14 protein-coding genes are annotated in these 16759 nt (G+C 73.4%); 10 read left to right on the plus strand and 4 right to left on the minus strand.

The genetic code is table 11. The features are described 5' to 3' along the window. Positions 1–166 precede the first annotated feature (166 nt). Positions 167–571, minus strand: coding sequence for a DUF5318 domain-containing protein (locus PSD17_RS02885; protein WP_041763092.1), 405 nt, complete (start codon positions 569–571; stop codon positions 167–169). Between the two features lie 228 nt (positions 572–799). Here PSD17_RS02885 and PSD17_RS02890 point away from each other — a divergent pair, with 228 nt between their 5' ends. From PSD17_RS02890 to PSD17_RS02910, 5 genes are all read left to right on the plus strand, one after another. Then, complete coding sequence (locus PSD17_RS02890) at positions 800–1381, plus strand: PadR family transcriptional regulator (protein WP_013678633.1); 582 nt, start codon at positions 800–802, stop codon at positions 1379–1381. Between the two features lie 14 nt (positions 1382–1395). Beyond that, positions 1396–2475, plus strand: a complete 1080-nt coding sequence (locus tag PSD17_RS02895) for an inositol-3-phosphate synthase (RefSeq protein ID WP_339121358.1) — start codon at positions 1396–1398, stop codon at positions 2473–2475. A 502-nt stretch (positions 2476–2977) separates the two neighbouring features. Next, a complete protein-coding gene (locus tag PSD17_RS35270; protein WP_013678635.1) occupies positions 2978–3532 on the plus strand; it encodes a C40 family peptidase in 555 nt (184 codons plus the stop codon). Positions 3533–3672: 140 nt separating this feature from the next. Continuing rightward, complete coding sequence (locus PSD17_RS02905; RefSeq protein ID WP_013678636.1) at positions 3673–4419, plus strand: UPF0158 family protein; 747 nt, start codon at positions 3673–3675, stop codon at positions 4417–4419. After that, positions 4416–4850: a HEPN domain-containing protein gene (locus tag PSD17_RS02910; protein WP_233899239.1), complete on the plus strand. Its 435-nt coding sequence runs from the start codon at positions 4416–4418 to the stop codon at positions 4848–4850. The genes PSD17_RS02905 and PSD17_RS02910 overlap by 4 nt, the downstream gene beginning before the upstream one ends. Positions 4851–4867: 17 nt before the next feature. Here the strand turns inward: PSD17_RS02910 and leuS are convergent, their stop codons facing one another. Further along, positions 4868–7738 (minus strand): leucine--tRNA ligase, encoded by a 2871-nt coding sequence (gene leuS / locus PSD17_RS02915; protein ID WP_339121361.1) that lies wholly within the window; start codon positions 7736–7738, stop codon positions 4868–4870. A gap of 225 nt (positions 7739–7963) precedes the next feature. Here leuS and PSD17_RS02920 point away from each other — a divergent pair, with 225 nt between their 5' ends. Then, a complete protein-coding gene (locus tag PSD17_RS02920; protein ID WP_013678639.1) occupies positions 7964–8419 on the plus strand; it encodes an SdpI family protein in 456 nt (151 codons plus the stop codon). On the opposite strand, the gene PSD17_RS02925 is transcribed toward PSD17_RS02920, so the two are convergent. After that, positions 8412–9017 (minus strand): YqgE/AlgH family protein, encoded by a 606-nt coding sequence (locus PSD17_RS02925; RefSeq protein WP_339121364.1) that lies wholly within the window; start codon positions 9015–9017, stop codon positions 8412–8414. The two genes, PSD17_RS02920 and PSD17_RS02925, sit on opposite strands and share 8 nt — an antisense overlap. A gap of 35 nt (positions 9018–9052) precedes the next feature. Here PSD17_RS02925 and PSD17_RS02930 point away from each other — a divergent pair, with 35 nt between their 5' ends. After that, positions 9053–10411 (plus strand): MFS transporter, encoded by a 1359-nt coding sequence (locus tag PSD17_RS02930; protein ID WP_013678641.1) that lies wholly within the window; start codon positions 9053–9055, stop codon positions 10409–10411. 6 nt (positions 10412–10417) lie between these two features. Here PSD17_RS02930 and PSD17_RS02935 read toward each other — a convergent pair whose 3' ends face one another. After that, positions 10418–12055 (minus strand): CCA tRNA nucleotidyltransferase, encoded by a 1638-nt coding sequence (locus tag PSD17_RS02935; protein ID WP_013678642.1) that lies wholly within the window; start codon positions 12053–12055, stop codon positions 10418–10420. Positions 12056–12061: 6 nt separating this feature from the next. Between PSD17_RS02935 and PSD17_RS02940 the strand changes: the two genes are divergently transcribed. The 3 genes from PSD17_RS02940 to PSD17_RS02950 all read left to right on the plus strand — a co-directional run bounded on the left by PSD17_RS02940 (position 12062) and on the right by PSD17_RS02950 (position 16753). Further along, complete coding sequence (locus PSD17_RS02940) at positions 12062–12556, plus strand: NUDIX hydrolase (RefSeq protein WP_013678643.1); 495 nt, start codon at positions 12062–12064, stop codon at positions 12554–12556. After that, the gene (locus tag PSD17_RS02945) at positions 12553–14907 is read left to right on the plus strand and encodes a DUF6049 family protein (RefSeq protein ID WP_339121365.1); all 2355 of its coding nucleotides are present in this window, start codon (positions 12553–12555) and stop codon (positions 14905–14907) included. The genes PSD17_RS02940 and PSD17_RS02945 overlap by 4 nt, the downstream gene beginning before the upstream one ends. Before the next feature lie 139 nt (positions 14908–15046). Beyond that, entirely contained in the window at positions 15047–16753 is a 1707-nt protein-coding gene (locus PSD17_RS02950) for a protein kinase family protein (protein WP_339121367.1), read from the plus strand. Positions 16754–16759: the final 6 nt, after the last annotated feature.

A 16759-nucleotide genomic window follows, 5' to 3' on the forward strand; every position in this document is an offset into this window, starting at 1 on the left:
TCAATGGTCCGGCCCCGTCCGTACGGGTCCCGCTCGGGGGCGGGCGGGCGTCGGGGACATCCCCGTCGCACGTCGCCCGGGGAGCTGGCGACGCACGGACCGGTCACTTCGACTCGTTCGCGCGAGCTCACCGCTCGCTGACGCTCGCTCATCGGGGGGCGCGCGCTCATTCCCCCGCCGACCGCCGCCGGGCCGGCGGGCCGCTGCGGCCCCCGGTACCCAGGACGTACGACTGGACGAGATGGTTCCAGCTGCAGGTTCGGCACACCTCGACGACGTACACCGAGAACTCGGCGTACAGAGTCTCGAGGCGCTCGAGCTCCTCGGGTTTACGGGCGGATCCCGCCGCGTGCTTGAGCTCCTCGCCGAAGATCCACGAGACCAGGGTCAGCCGCTCCTTGCGGCACACCGGGCAGGTGACATCGCTGGGCTGCCCGTGGAAACGGGCCGCGCGCAGCAGGTAGGGACTCGCGTCGCAGACCTCGGCGACCCCGGTCCGGCCGGAGTGCACGTCGGCGAGCAGGGCCCGACGCTGCAGCGCGAAGTCGACGACCTGCCGCTGCGTGAGCACCCGACCAGGGTACGCGCGGACTCCGACGACTCCCGACCACCCGCGCCGACGCCGGTCCGCGGCGCCGCCTCCCGGACCCGCGACCTCGTACGACGCCGGCCGGACCGTGCCCCGGGACCAGGTGATGCCGCTCTCCATCACGAGCGCAGATGTATCGGACCGATATAGTGGTGCGAGTCGCCACCCTTCGCCGGTGTGGTGCGCGCGTCGTGGTCGGGGGGTGGTCCGGTGCTCGAACTCGCGATCCTCGGGCTGCTCAACGAGGCGTCGATGCACGGCTACGAGCTGCGCAAGCAGATCGGTCTGCGCCTCGGCGGCTTCCGCGCCTTCTCCTACGGTTCGCTCTACCCGGCACTGCGTCGGCTGACGCGGGCCGGGCTGATCGTCGAGGACAGCGACCAGCCGGCGGCCGAGACCGCCGCGGGCGCGTGGTCACGGCGGAGCCGGAAGGTCTACCGGATCACCGCCGAGGGTAAGGAGCGCTTCGCGGACCTGCTCGCGGACGCAGGCCCGCAGGCGTGGGACGACGAGACGTTCGGCGTGCACATGGCGTTCTTCTCGCGCACCCCGGCCGAGACCCGGATGCGCATCCTCGAGGGCCGCAGGCGCGCCGTCGAGGAGCGCCGGGAAGGCCTGCGCGCCGCACTCGGTCGTGCGGGCGAGCAGATCGACCGATACACCCGCGACCTGCACCAGCTCGGGCTCGACAGCACCGAGCGGGAGGTCCGGTGGCTCAACGAGCTGATCAGCCGCGAGCAGGCGGAACAACAGGATCCTCCGGCGACGCAGCCGGATCCACGTGAGGAATGAAGGAGGAGCCGGCCATGAGCCAGGTGCGTGTCGCCGTCGTCGGCGTCGGCAACTGTGCGGCGTCGCTGGTACAGGGTGTCCAGTACTACGCGGACGCCGACCCGTCCACCCGGGTCCCGGGCCTGATGCACGTCGACTTCGGCGGCTATCACGTCCGTGACATCACCTTCGTCGCGGCGTTCGACGTCGACGCCAAGAAGGTGGGTCGCGATCTCTCCGAGGCGATCTTCGCCAGCGAGAACAACACGATCAAGATCGCGGACGTGCCCCCGCTCGACGTCCCCGTCCAGCGTGGCCACACCCTCGACGGGCTGGGCCGCTTCTACCGCGAGACGATCACCGAGGCCGACGAGGAGCCGGTCGACGTCGCCCAGGTGCTGCGCGACGTCGAGGCCGACGTCCTGGTCTCCTACCTGCCCGTGGGCAGCGAGGCGGCCGACCGTTTCTACGCGCAGTGCGCCATCGACGCCGGCGTCGCGTTCGTCAACGCGCTGCCCGTCTTCATCGCCTCGGACCCGGTGTGGGCGGAGAAGTTCCGCGCCGCCGGCGTCCCGATCGTCGGGGACGACATCAAGTCGCAGGTGGGCGCGACGATCACGCACCGCGTCCTCGCGAAGCTCTTCGAGGACCGCGGCGTCCAGCTCGACCGCACGATGCAGCTCAACGTCGGCGGCAACATGGACTTCCTGAACATGAAGGAGCTCGAGCGTCTGGAGTCCAAGAAGGTCTCCAAGACACAGTCCGTGACGTCGCAGGTCGACCGGGACATGGGCAAGGACAACGTGCACATCGGCCCGTCGGACTACGTCGCGTGGCTCGACGACCGCAAGTGGGCCTACGTGCGGCTCGAGGGCCGCGCGTTCGGCGACGTGCCGCTGAACCTGGAGTACAAGCTCGAGGTCTGGGACTCGCCCAACTCCGCCGGCATCATCATCGACGCCGTGCGGGCCGCGAAGATCGCCAAGGACCGCGGCATCGAGGGCCCGATCCTGTCCGCGTCGAGCTACTTCATGAAGTCCCCGCCGGAGCAGTACGGCGACGACATCGCCCGTGACGCGGTCGAGCAGTTCATCCGCGGCGAGCGCCAGGACTGACCCGCACCCCGCTCCACCCCGGGAGCCCCGTTCCGCAGCCGCGGAACGGGGCTCCCGTCGTTTCCGGACCGAAACGGTTGGACTTGCTTCCGGACTGCAATTGTTGTCACCCGTCCGAACCAATAACGGGGCTATAACTCACCCTGATGTGACTGGTCACACACCGCTCCCCGGTTTACCACTGCGGAAAGCACCGAATTACACGGTCGCCATTCGACTGTTCGGGTTCCTTTCGGTGACAACGATCACCCGAATACGCGGTATTGAATGAGACATTGGTCATGACTACTTGTCGAAATCTGTTCGTAATTTGGCGAACGGCCGTGTGCGACCGACGCTCACCCGGAGCAGAGGGGCACGCGGTCATCGTCCGGACACACGGGCGGGACCCGGAACGGCCTGCAACCCCCAGCAGACCGCAGACCGGCCCGCCCCACGCTCCCCCCCGCCGTGGAGTGAGGGTCATGCGTGTCCGACGGTGCTACCCCCCGAAGGAACACCCGTGCCCACGCACACCGCCCGCTTCCTCACGATCCGGACGGCCGTCGTCGCGGTCACCGCCGCGGCCGCCGCGTTCGCCGTCGTTCCTGCGGGAACGACCCCCGCCGCCTCCGGAGCCGCGGTCCTGGACTCTCCGGCCGTCGCGACCGCCGAGGCCCCCGCCGTCGTCACCGGGCCGGCCCAGGTCGTGTCGACGCCCGTCGAGAACGTCGCCAGCAAGGCCTCGGTGCTGTCCATCGTCATGAGCAAGATCGGCGCCCCGTACCGCTACGGTGCGGCGGGCCCGAGCGCCTTCGACTGCTCCGGCCTCATGTACTGGGCCTTCAAGCAGGTCGGGATCACCCTGCCGCGCACGAGCCGAGCGCAGTCGACCTTCGGCACGCCGGTCGCCAAGAGCGCTCTGCAGCCCGGTGACCTGGTCTTCTTCTACAAGCCGGTCAGCCACGTCGCCATGTACATCGGCAATGGCCAGGTGGTCCACGCCAGCACCGCGGGCCAGCCGGTGAAGATCAGCAGCCTGGCGTCGATGCCGTTCTCGGGAGCCCGCCGCGTCTGACGCGGGTCGACCGCGGCTCCGGGGCCTCGCTCCCCGCGCAGGGTCCGGCCGGTGTCCCCGGCCGGACCTGCACGCGTCACGGGTGGGTGTCGTCTACATTCGCGACACCCACGGCGATCCGACGGCGTTAGCATCGCGGGATGCTCGACCCGGACGACGTGGACCTCGCCGAGCTCGGCGCTGCCCGCGACGACCGGACGCCCGGCTCGACGTGGTGGATCGATCCGGCGACCGGGCGCATCCGCGCCGTCCCGGCCCACGAGGACGAGCCGGCCGGTTGGCGGCGCATTCCGCCCATGGAGGCCGGCGAGGGCTACGGCGACATGCGCGACTTCGTCGAGGCGGTGCAGCACCGGCGGGCCGCCGAGCTGCTCGACCAGGCCATCGACGGGCGTGGCGCGTTCCGCCGGTTCAAGAACGCGCTGTTCGAGTTCCCCGAGGTCCGCGACGAGTGGTACCGCTTCCGTGACGCCCGCGCGCGCCGCGGGGCCGTCGACTGGCTCCTGGAGGAGGGGCTCATCGACGAGGCGGCGGCGAACCGGGCACGGGCGCGCTACCCCGATCCGTCACCCCGCAACGCCGACGTCCCCGCCGCCGTCGCGGCCGATCTCGCCGACCTCTACGGTCCGCGGCTGCACCGCGTCCTGCTCTACGGGTCGTGGGCCAGCGGTGAGGGCGGTGTGGAGTCCGATCTGGACCTGCTCGTCGTCCTGGACAAGGTGGACTCGACCTGGGCGGAGCTCGACCGGATGGACGCCGTCCTCTGGCAGCACACCGAACGCACCGGCCTGACGATCACCGCGTTGCCCGTCGCCGAGGCGGCCATGGGCCGGCCCACCGAACCCATGATCATCCGGGCCAAGGTCGGGTCGGTGCGGATCACGTGAACTCCGGGATGCAGCGGGCACACGAGGAGATCGACGCCGCGACCCTGTTGCTGGACAACGGTTTCACCACCCAGGCGCTCTCACGCGCGTTCCACGCCGCCTACCACGCGGCCGAGACCGCACTGCTGGTGCTGGGGGAGACGCGCGGCGACTACTCCGACGTCGTGTCGGCATTCGTGCGTCGTGTCGTGCGCGAGCGGGCGCTCGACCCGGAGGCGGGCCGGCTGCTGCGCGCGCTGTTCAACCAGACGCTGCTGGCCGACCACGGCTACGAGCCCGTCCCCGCCGACGAGGCGACCCGCGCCGTCGCGAATGCGTGCACTGTGGTCGCCGAGGTCGAGAAGTGGCTCGCCGATCCCGGGCGCAGTGCGGCGCGGCGCGGCGAGGCGACGCGGCTGCCTGCGAAGCCGCCGCGTCGCCGCCCGCACTGAGGCGCCCCTCGCCGGCGTCAGCCGACGATGTTGACCAGACGGCCCGGCACGACGATGACCTTGCGCGGCTCGCGCCCGTCGAGCAGCGCGGCGATCTTCTCGTCGGCCAGTGCGGCGGCCTGCACGGTCGCGACGTCGGCCGCCGCGGGGACCGTGATCCGGGAGCGCACCTTGCCGTTGAACTGGATCGGGTACTCCGCGGTCTCCGCGACCAGGTAGCGCGCGTCGGCCACCGGGAACGGCTCGTAGGCCAACGAGCCGTCGTGCCCCAGGATCGCCCACAGCTCCTCGGCCACGTGCGGAGCCAGCGGGGCCAGCATCAGCACCAGGGGCTCCGCCACCGCGCGCGGGACCCCCGCCCCGCCGTACACCTTGGTCAGGTGGTTGTTGAGCTCGATCAGCTTGGCCGCGGCGGTGTTGTAGTGCAGGGCCGGGAAGTCCTCGTGGACACCGGCGATCGCCTTGTGCAGGGCACGCAGCGTGTCCTCGTCCAGCGCGTCGTCGGTGACGCGGCACTCACCGGTCTCCTCGTCGACGATGTTGCGCCACACACGCTGCAGGAACCGCTGCGGACCGACCACGTCACGCGTCGACCACGGCCGCGACGCCTCCATCGGGCCCGTGTACATCTCGTACAGCCGGAACGTGTCGGCACCGTAGCGGTCGCACATCTCGTCGGGCGTCACGACGTTCTTCAGCGACTTGCCCATCTTCCCGTACTCACGGGTGACCGGCTCGCCGTTCCACGTGAAACCACCGTCGTCGCCCTCGACGACCTCCTCGGCCGGGACGTACAGCCCGCGCGCGTCGGTGTAGGCGTAGGCCTGGATGTAGCCCTGGTTGAACAGCGTGCGGAACGGCTCCTCGCTGCTCACGTGGCCCAGGTCGAACAGCACCTTGTGCCAGAACCGCGAGTAGAGCAGGTGCAGCACGGCGTGCTCGACGCCGCCGACGTACAGGTCGACACCGCCCGGGTCGGCCGCGGAGCGCTGCAGGTCCTTGCCGACCCAGTACTTCTCGGCCTCCTCGGACACGAACCGCTCGTGGTTGTCCGGGTCCAGATAACGCAGGTAGTACCAGCAGGAGCCGGCCCACTGCGGCATGGTGTTGGTCTCGCGACGGTAGGCGCGCGGCCCGTCGCCCAGGTCCAGCTCCGTCTCGACCCACTCGGTGGCACGCGACAGCGGCGGCTCGGGCTCGGTGTCGGCGTCGTCGGGGTCGTAGGTCTTGGGGGAGTAGTCGTCGACGTCGGGCAGCTCGACGGGCAGCTCCGAGTCGGGCAGGCCGACCGGACCGTGCTCGTCCCACACGATCGGGAACGGCTCACCCCAGTAGCGCTGCCGGGAGAACAGCCAGTCGCGCAGCTTGTACTGCACGACGCTCTCGCCGAACCCCTTGCCCGCCAACCAGTCGATGATCGTCCGCTTGGCGTCGGCGACACCGAGGCCGTTCAGGCTGACCTCGTCGTTGGCCGAGTTGATCGCCGGACCGTCGCCGGTGAACGCCTCGCCGTCCCAGCCCTCCCCGGGATCGACGGTGCGTACGATGGGCAGTCCGAAGGTCGTCGCGAACTCCCAGTCGCGGGTGTCCTGGGCCGGGACCGCCATGATCGCGCCGGTGCCGTAGCCCATGAGCACGTAGTCGGCGACGAAGACCGGGATGCGCTCGCCGTTGACCGGATTGGTCGCGTACGCGCCGGTGAAGACGCCGGTCTTCTCCTTGTTCTCCTGACGGTCCAGCTCCGACTTCCGGGCCGCGGCCTCGCGGTAGCCGGCGACGGCCTCGCCCGGGGTGGCGGCCCCACCGGTCCAGCGGGCGTCGACGTCGCCGGGCCAGCCGGCGGGCACGATCGCGTCGACCAGCGGGTGCTCGGGCGCCAGGACCATGTACGTGGCGCCGAACAGCGTGTCGGGACGAGTGGTGAAGACCTCGATCGGCTCGTCGGAACCCTCGACGGCGAACCGGACGCGGGCCCCCTCCGAGCGGCCGATCCAGTTGCGCTGCATGGCCTTCACCGACTCCGGCCAGTCGAGCCGGTCGAGGTCGGCCACCAGCCGGTCGGAGTAGGCGGTGATCCGCATCATCCACTGCTTGAGGTTGCGCCGGAAGACGGGGAAGTTGCCCCGCTCGCTGCGCCCGTCGGCGGTGACCTCCTCGTTGGCCAGCACCGTGCCCAGCCCCGGGCACCAGTTGACGGGCGCCTCGGAGATGTAGGCCAACCGGAACCCGTCGACGACCGCGCGGCGCTCGACCTCGGAGAGCTCACCCCAGGGCCGGCCGTCGGGGGTGGGACGCGAACCCGACTCGAACTGCGCGACCAGGTCCTCGACGGGGCGGGCGCGGTCGGCGTCGACGTCGTACCAGGAGTTGAAGATCTGCAGGAAGATCCACTGCGTCCAGCGGTAGAACTCGACGTCGGTGGTCGCGACCGACCGCCGGTCGTCGTGGGCCAGGCCCAGCTGGCGCAGCTGCTCGCGGTAGCGCGCGATGTTGGCCTCGGTCGTCGTGCGCGGGTGGGTTCCCGTCTGCACGGCGTACTGCTCCGCGGGCAGGCCGAACGCGTCGAAACCCATGGCGTGCAGCACGTTGTGCCCGGTCATCCGCAGGTAGCGGCCCAGGACGTCGGTGCCGATGAAGCCCAGCGGGTGGCCGACGTGCAGGCCGGCGCCCGAGGGGTAGGGGAACATGTCGAGCAGGTAGACCTTCTTGCGCTCCGACCCGGGCTCGCCGGGGTTGGGCGCGCGGAACGTGCCCTCGGCCTCCCAGCGGTCCTGCCACTTGCGCTCGATGCGGCCGGCGAGCGCCGCGCCGTACCGGAACGGCGGGGTGCCCGCCTCGGCGTCGGTGCGCTCGGCCGTGGTGGTCGCGCCGGTGGTCTCCGTGGTCATGTCCGTCCGCTCAGCTCGATCTCGGTGACGGCCACGGTGAGTCCCCCGCGGACCGGGATCGGTAGCCGCGGGCGAGACGTCGGAGACCCCGGCCGGTGGGACGGGGGCCCGGCGCGACGGCGCCGGATCGCCTCCGACGCGACCGCGTCGACGCGGGCCATCTGCGACGTCAAGCGTAACGCCGCTGGCGGGAGGGCCGCGAACGGGTTGGCTTAGGCTTGACCGGTGCCTGCCACCCTGACCGTCGTCCTCGGCGCCCTGCTGATCGTGAGCGGGGCGGGCCTCGGTGCGCTCGCCGTCGCGGGTGCCCGCGGGGTCCTGCGTCCCAACCGCTTCGCCGGGGTGCGCACCCTTGCCACGCTCTCGTCCGAGCGCGCGTTCGTCACGGCGAACCGCGTGGCCGCGCCGCTGGTCGGGGCCGCGGGCGCCGTCGCGGTCGCCGCCGGCGCCGGGCTCGTCGCGCGGCCGGCGGGTGCGGTCGGGATCGTCCTGCTCGTCGTCGCCGTCGTCGCGGTGCTCGCGCTCGCCGGCATCGGCGGCGCGCTGGGCGACCGGGCGGCGCGGCTCGTCGAGGAGGAGCCCTCGGCGTGCGCCGGGGCGTGTGCGGGGTGCTCGCTCGTCGAGGGCTGCCGGCCCGCGGGCGTGGCCGGCGCGACCGGCTCCGCCACCGGCGTCAGTTGAGGCCGACCTCCGCGGGGAACGTCGCCAGCAGCGCCAGCGGAGTGCCCTGCCGGCGCAGCACCCGGCCCCACAGGTCGGCGTGCCGTTCGGTGATGACGTCGTCGGGCAGCGCGGGCACGACGATCCAGTCGCCGCGCTCGATCTCCCCCGCGAGCTGGCCGGGGCCCCAGCCGGAGTAGCCCGCGAACACGCGCAGCCCCCGCAGCTTCGGGGCCAGCGCCGCCGGGTCGCTGTCGAGGTCGACCAGCGCGACCGGCGCCCGTACCGCGACCACGCCGTCGAGGCCCGATGTCGCGACGCCCGTGCGCAGGGCGGCGAGGCAGAGCGCGGTCCGGGCGTCGACCGGCCCGCCGACGAACACCGACCGTGGCTGTGAGGACAACGCCTCCCAGGCCGGCAGCACGTCGCGGACGTCCGCCTCGCTCGGCCGGTTGAGAACGACGCCGAGGCTGCCGTCGTCGCGGTGCTCGACGATGAACACGACGGTCCGGCGGAAGTTGGGGTCCGACAGCGCCGGCGACGCCACGAGCAGCGTGCCCGGCGCGACCGGCACGGAGGAGCCGGCGGTCCCGGTGCGGTCGTCCCTCACGTCACCCATCGTCGCACCCGCGCCGGGGCAGTAGCCTTCCGGTCGTGTCCTCCTCGTCCGCCGCCACGACGGGGGAGACGACCACCGTCGGCGCCCGCGAGAAGGCGGGGCTGTCGCGGCTGTTGCGGTCCCCCGGGTACGGCCGCCTGCTGGCCGTCCGCTTCGCCACCCAGTTCGGCGACGGGTTGTTCCAGGCCGCGCTCGGCGGGGCCGTCCTGTTCAACCCCGAGCGGCAGGCCGACCCGCTGGCCGTCGCCGCCGGGCTCGCGGTGATCCTGCTGCCGTACTCGGTGATCGGCCCGTTCACGGGCGCGCTGCTCGACCGCTGGGACCGCCGCCGGGTGCTCGTCGTCGCCAACCTGGTCCGCGTGCTGCTGATCGTCGCGGTCGCGGTGCTCGTCGGCACCGGCGCCGGCGGGGTCCCGCTGTACCTCGCCGCGCTCGCCGTGGCCGGGGCCAGCAGGTTCGTCCTCTCGGGGCTGTCGGCGGGGCTGCCGCACGTCGTCGAGCCCCGGCATCTCGTCGAGGCCAACACGATCGCCGCCACCGCCGGGGCCGCCACCGCCGCGCTGGGCGGGGCCACCGCGATCGGCCTGCGCGCCGTCATCGGCTCGGGCAACTCGGGGTCCGCACTGGTCACGGCAATCGCGCTGGCCGGTCCGCTGGTCGCCGCGCTCGTCGCCGCCGGGTTCCGCCGCGGCAGCCTCGGGCCCGACCGCGTCCCGGCCTCCGACGCGAGCGCTCCGGCCACCCCCGCGGCGGAGAGGTCGGCGACCCGCGTCGTGGTCCACGGCATGACCGACGGGCTGCGCGCCGTCGCCGCCACCCCGACCGTCGCGGCCTCGTTCGCCGCGCTGATGGCGCACCGGCTGGCGTTCGGCATCGGCACGCTGGTGTCGTTGCTGCTGTTCCGGTACGCCTTCGCCGACTCCGGCGTCCTGCGGGCGGGGATGACCGGCGTCGGCGAGGCCGTCGTGCTCGCGGCCGCGGGGCTCGGCGTCGCGGCGCTGCTCACGCCGTGGCTGGTGCACCGCATCGGCCGGGCCATGACGGTCCGGCTCGCCCTGGGCGCGTCCGTGCTCACCCAGATCGGGCTGGCCGCGTTCCTGGGCATGCCGGCGGTGCTCGCCGCCGCGTTCCTGCTCGGGGCCACCGGTCAGATCGTCAAGCTGTGCACCGACGCGGCCGTGCAGAGCGAGACCGGCGACGACGTCCGCGGCCGCGTCTTCGCGCTCTACGACGCGCTGTTCAACATCAGCTATGTCGTCGCCGTGGCCGCGGCGGCGCTGCTCAGCCCGCCCGACGGCTGGGCGCCCGGCCTGCTGGGCGCGGCGGCGGGGATCTACGTCATCGGGCTCGTGGCGCACGAGCTGCAGCTGCGCCGCCGCGCCTCCGGCAGCTGACCGGTCTCAGACGCCGTTCTCGGCCGCCCAGGCCCGCAGTTCGGCCTCGGCCTCCTCGTGCGACAGCGGGCCACGCTCCATCCGCAGCGCCAGCAGGTGCTTGTACGCCTTGCCGACGAGCGGCCCCGGCCGCAACCCGAGCAGCTGCATGATCGCGTTGCCGTCGAGGTCGGGCCGGATGGAGTCGAGCTCCTCCTGCTCGCGCAGCGCGGCGATCCGCTCCTCGAGGGAGTCGTAGCTGCGCTGCAGCGCGGCCGCGCGACGCCGGTTGCGCGTCGTGCAGTCGGAGCGGACGAGCTTGTGCAGCCGGTCGAGCAGCGGGCCCGCGTCGGTGACGTAGCGACGCACGGCCGAGTCGGTCCACTCGCCGTTGCCGTAGCCGTGGAAGCGCAGGTGCAGGAACACCAGCTGGGCCACCTCGTCGACGACGACCTTCGGGTAGCGCAGCTCCCGCAGCCGGCGGCGCACCATCTTGGCGCCGACCACCTCGTGGTGGTGGAAGCTCACCCTGCCGTCGGGCTCCTTGCGCCGCGTGTCGGGCTTGCCGACGTCGTGCAGCAGCGCCGCGAGCCGCAGCACCAGGTCGGGCCCGTCCTGCTCACGCTCGATCGCCTGCTCCAGCACCACGAGCGAGTGCGTGTAGACGTCCTTGTGCTGCATGTGCTCGTCGATCGCGAGGCGCATGGCCGGCACCTCCGGCACGACGAGCTCGGCCAACCCGGTGTCGACCATCAGCTCGATCGCCCGCCGCGGGTGCGCGCCCAGGATCAGCTTGGAGAACTCGGCCTGCACCCGCTCCTTGGTGATGCGCGCGAGCTCGCCCGCCATCGCCGTCATCGCCTCGACGACGCGCGGCGCCGGCGCGAAGCCGAGCTGCGAGACGAAGCGGGCTCCGCGCAGCATCCGCAGCGGGTCGTCGGCGAACGACTCCTGCGGGGTCGCGGGGGTGTCGAGGGTCCCGGCGGCCAGCGCGGCGAGACCGCCGTGCGGGTCGACGAAGCGGCGCTGGCCGTCGGGCGCGTGCACCTCGACCGCCATGGCGTTCACCGTGAAGTCGCGGCGGACCAGGTCGCCCTCGATCGAGTCGCCGAAGCGGACGATCGGGTTGCGCCCGACGCGGTCGTAGGCGTCGGCGCGGAACGTCGTGATCTCCAGGACGTGGTCGCCGCGGCGCGCGCCGATCGTGCCGAAGTCGATGCCGGTGTCCCAGACGGTGTCGGCCCAGCCCGCGAGCAGCTCCTGGATCCGCTCGGGGCGCGCGTCCGTCGTGAAGTCCAGGTCCCCGCCGGCAGCGGCACCGCGGCCGAGCAGCGCGTCACGGACGCTGCCGCCGACCAGGTAGAGCACATGGCCCGCCGCGCGGAAGCGCTCGCCGAGCTCGTCGGCGACCGCGGGGATGGCGAGCAGGTCCACGAGGACATTCTCCTGGGCGCGACGCAGGTCCGCGTCGTCCGAGGCGTCGCCCGGCCGGGCGGGCGTGCCCGGGGTCGCCTCGGCGGTCACCGAGGCGGCCGACGAGCCGGGGATCAACAACGGGGAAGACACGGCGGGCCAGTCTAGGCAACGCGTTCCGACGCCCGCGTCCGGATTCCGCTCACGGGCCGCGGCGAGTACCGGGCCGGCCGTGCCCTGGATCGTTACCATCGGGCCATGTCCACCTCGCGCGGTCGCTCAGGAGGGCGCCGCGCGGGTCGACCACCCGAGCGCAGGCGCCGGCTGCGCACCGTCGACGAGACGTCCGCGGGTGGGCTCGTCGTCGACCACGAGCGCGGCAGCGCGGCCATCATCGGCCGGCTCGACCGGCGCGGCCGGCTGCTCTGGTCGCTGCCCAAAGGGCACATCGAGGCTGGTGAGACGGCAGAACAGGCGGCGGTGCGCGAGGTCGAGGAGGAGACCGGCATCATCGGGCGGGTGGTCGCACCTCTGGGCACCATCGACTTCTGGTTCGTCGCCGAGGACCGCCGTGTGCACAAGACCGTGCACCACTTCCTCCTGCGCGCGCTCGGTGGTGAGCTGTCGGATCTCGACGTCGAGGTGTCCGAGGTGGCGTGGGTGCCGCTCGAGGAGCTGGAGTCGCGCCTCGCCTACGCGGACGAACGGCGGCTGATCCGCCGGGCCACCCAGTTGCTGGAGGAGTCGGCGTGAGAGCGGTCGCGACCCTGGTCGCGATCGCGCTGCTGATGCTCGCCGGCCCGCTCGCCGGCCAGGCACTCGCCGCGCCGGCGGAGCCGGACGCCGGGCCCGCCGTGTCGGTGGATCTGGCGCTCGACCAGCTGACCCCGCGGATCGCGACCCTCGACGGCCCCACATTCGTCACTGTGACGGGAACCATTCGCAACAGCGGTGCCCTGCCGGTGTCCCAGCTGGGTGTGCGACTGCAGCGCGGCGACGCCCTGCGCACGGCCTCCGACGTCGAGTCCGCACTCGCCGGCCGCGCGGGCACCGACACGGTCACGCCGGCGTTCGTCGACGTGCCGGGGACGCTCGCGCCCGGGGACACCGTGCACTTCAGCGTCGAGGCACCGCTGCGCGGCACCGGCGGCTCGGGCCTCGCGATCGACCGGCCCGGCACCTATCCGCTGCTGGTCAACGTCAACGGCGAGCCCGACGGTCAGCCGCGGGCCCGGCTCGCCGCGACCCGGATGCTGCTGCCGGTCCTCTCCCTGCCGGCCGACGCGGTCGACGGCGCGCTGGAGCCCGCCGTCCCGGCGACGACCACCGGCCCGGCCCGGCCCTTCACGATGCTCTACCCGATCGTCGACGTGCCGCACCGGCTGCCGGGCGTCCCCGGCGAGACCACCACGTTGACCGACGACGACCTCGCCCGCTCCTTCGCCCCGGGCGGGCGGCTCGACGGGCTCGTCAGCGCACTCGCCCAGCGCGCCCCGTCCGGCTCGGCGCTGCGCTCGGGGATCTGCGTCGCCGTCGACCCCGATCTGCTGCAGACGGCCGAGGCCATGGCCGAGGGCTACCAGGTCCGCGGTGCCGGCGGCGCGCTCACCCCCGGAAGCGGCGCCGACGCCGCCCGGCAGTGGCTCGCCGCGCTGACGTCGACGGTGCGCGGCAGCTGTGTCGTCGCGCTGCCGTTCGCCGACGCCGATCTCGTCGCCCTCGCCCGCGGCGGCCAGGGCACGACCGCGGCAGAGGCCGTCACCGGCGGGCGCGACGTCGCCGCCGACATCCTCGACACCCCGCTGCAGACCGGCATCCTCTGGCCCGCCGACGGGGTCGTCGACGACGAGACCGTCGACGCCCTGGCCGGGTCCGCCCGGCTCACCGGCCTCGTGCTCTCCGCCGACGGCATCGCCGGCTCCGGGCGGTCGGGTGTCGTGCCGCTGCGCGAGGGGCCGAGCGCGTTGCTCACCGACCCCCTGCTCACCGCCGCAGCCACCCCCGGCACCGATGTGCCGACCGGCTCGGGTGCGCCCGTCGCCAGCTCCGCGGTGCCCGTCTCGACGCCCCTGTCCACTCAGGACACCATCGGTACGCTCGCGTTCCGCGCCACCTCCGGCGGCAGCGCCTCGGCCGCAGGGACCTCCGGGACCTCGGGACAGGCGCCCCTGGTCCTCGCCCCGCCGCACCTGTGGGGCGCCGACGGCGCCGGGGCCGACGCGCTGCTGTCGGCGGCGTCGCTGCTCGTCGACAACGGCCTGCTCGTCCCGCGCCCGCTCTCGGCGACCGGCGCGACGGGCCGCGACGCGACGCTGCTCTACCCGCTGCAGGCGGGCGGCGACGAGATTCCGGCGACGACCGTCGATCGGGTCGGCGCGTTGATCGCCGACGTCGACTCGATGTCGGCGGCCGCGATCGAGGAGCCCGGTGCCGACGTCACCCCCGCGGCCGTGTTCGACCCGCTGCGCCGCTCGATGCTGCGGCCGGTGTCGGCGTCGTGGCGCGGCCGGCCCGCCCTCGCGGCGACCGCAGCCGACCTCTCCGCCATCAGGCTCGACGAGCTGCGCGGCACGGTGCGCGTCCTGGAGCCGCCCGGGCCCTACTCGCTGGGCACCTCGGACGCGCCGCTGCTGCTCACGGTGTCCAACGGGCTGCCCGTCGCGCTCGACGTCCGCGTCGTCATCGCGAGTACCGCCGGCCTGCAGGTCAGCCCGATCCCCGACCAGCGGGTGCCCCCGCTCGGCCGGATCCAGGTCCGCGTCAGCGCCCAGGTCGTGCGTGCTGGCCAGTTCGCCGTCGACGCGATCGTCCAGACACCGAAGGGCGACATCCTCGGCCCGCCGACGCGGCTGCAGGTCCGTTCTACGGCCTACGGCACCGTCACCGTGTGGCTGACGGTGATCGCGGGCGGCCTGCTCGTCCTGCTCGTGGCGCGCCGGATCCTGCGTCGCGTCAAGGGGGGCTCCGGACCGCCGTCGGGCCCGCGGACGGGAGCGCCGCCGGGACCCGGCGATCTTCCCGGCCCACCGGGACCCGTCGGCCGGACGCCCGTACGACCCGAGCACGCGGCGACCGCACCCACCGTTCCGATCAGGTCGGACTGACGAGAACCCTCTCACGTGGTCGTTCCCGTCCGACGCGCCCGCATCGTCCTGTCGTCGCGATGCCCGCCGCTGTCGTAGGCTTGCCCGGGGGAGTCGTAACCGGACGTGTGAGCTGCGTCCGCAGGGGGAGGCGGCGCTGGTGAGCGGGCAGACGGAGGAGCAGTCCGCGTCCGCGCGCACCGTGATGGCGACCGTCCCCGCCCAGCCGGGCCGGCCTGCCGCCCCACCGCCCGACGGGCAGCCCGCCACCGACGCGGGGACGACCCTGGCGGGCCGCTACCGCCTCACCGAGAAGCTCGGCACCGAGCCGGCCGCCGGCGCCGAGTTCTGGCTCGCCGAGGACACCGTCCTGCGCCGCGACGTGGCTGTGACCCTCTTGCGCCGGCTCGCCACCGATCCCGAGTCCGACGACCCCGACGGCACCGCCCGCGCCGGCGAGATGATCGTGCGCGCGCTGCGCACCGGCAGCTTCGAGCACCGCGGCGCCGCCCGGCTGCTCGACGTCCTCGCCCCCGGCGGCGCAGCCCTGCCCGCAGACGTGCTCGGCGCGGCCGTGAGCGAGTGGACGGGCGGCCGCAGCCTCGCCGAGGTCCTCGCCGACGGGATGCTGCGCCCGATGACCGCCGCCCGGATGGTCGAGCCGCTCGCCGACGCCGCCGCCGCCGCGCACCGGCACGGCCTCGTCCTCGGCTGCGACCATCCCCAGCGCATCCGCATCAGCTCCGACGGGCGCGCCCAGCTCACCTTCGTGCTCGCTCGCCCCGACGTCACCCCCGCCGACGACGTGCGCGGTATCGGCGCCGTCCTCTACGCACTGCTCACCGGCAGGTGGGCGCTCTCGGGTGCCGACGCGGCGCGCGCGGGCATGGAGGTCGCGGAACGATGCCGGCCGACCGGCTCCGCGGCCGCCACACAGGGCAAGGACGCCGAGCTCACGGGACCGGTCGTCCCGCCCTCCGACGTGCGGCCCGGTGTGCCGGTGGAGCTCGACGCGGTCGCGGTCGGCGCACTGGCTCCCGACTCCGACGGCGACACCACGAGCCTCAAACGTGTCCGGACCGCAGCGGCCGTGCACCGGATGCTGTCCGAGGTCGTCAGCGAGGACGACAAGAACGCCCTCTTCCCGCCGGTGCACGACGGGCTGCCGCCCGCGCCCGGCGACGTCTGGCAGGACTCGTCGCGCGCCCGGCGCCCCCCGGACCCCGACCGCCGCCGCAAGCTGATGATCGGGCTCGTCGTCCTCGGGGTCGGGGTGCTCGTGGTGCTCGGCTACCTCGGGCTGGTGCTCGGGTCTGTCTTCGGCGACTCGTCCGGGGCCCCGAAGATCGTCGTCAGCGCGCCGACGGCGCCCGGCGGCGGGGTCGTGGCCGGTGCTGCGCCGCAACAGGCGCCACCCGCCGCGACCAGCGCCGTCGCCCCCGCGGGCGTCGAGGTCTTCGACACGACGTCCGACCCGGACAACGCCGGCCGCATTTCTCGTGTCATCGACGGGAACCCCACGACGAGCTGGCGGACCTACGAGTACCGGCAGCAGTTCCCCGCGCTCAAGCCCGGGGTCGGCGTCATGGTGTCCTTCGCGTCGGCAGTGCAGCTGTCGAGCCTGTCGATCGAGTCGCCGAGCAACGGCACGATCGTGGAGATCCGGTCGGCCACCAGCGCCGACGCGGACCTCGCCGACACCGTGCCGATCGCGCGGGCGACCCTGCAGTCCGGCGTCACCCAGGTCTCGCTGGCCCAGAGCCAGCCCGTCCAGCACCTGCTGGTCTGGATCACCAAGCTCGGCGGCGACGGCGACACCCACGTCACCGAGATCGACGAGATGACCTTCCAGCGCGCGGGCGTCTGACCGCTC

This window comes from Pseudonocardia sp. D17 (genome assembly GCF_036984265.1).
Taxonomy (GTDB): Bacteria; Actinomycetota; Actinomycetes; order Mycobacteriales; family Pseudonocardiaceae; genus Pseudonocardia; species Pseudonocardia benzenivorans.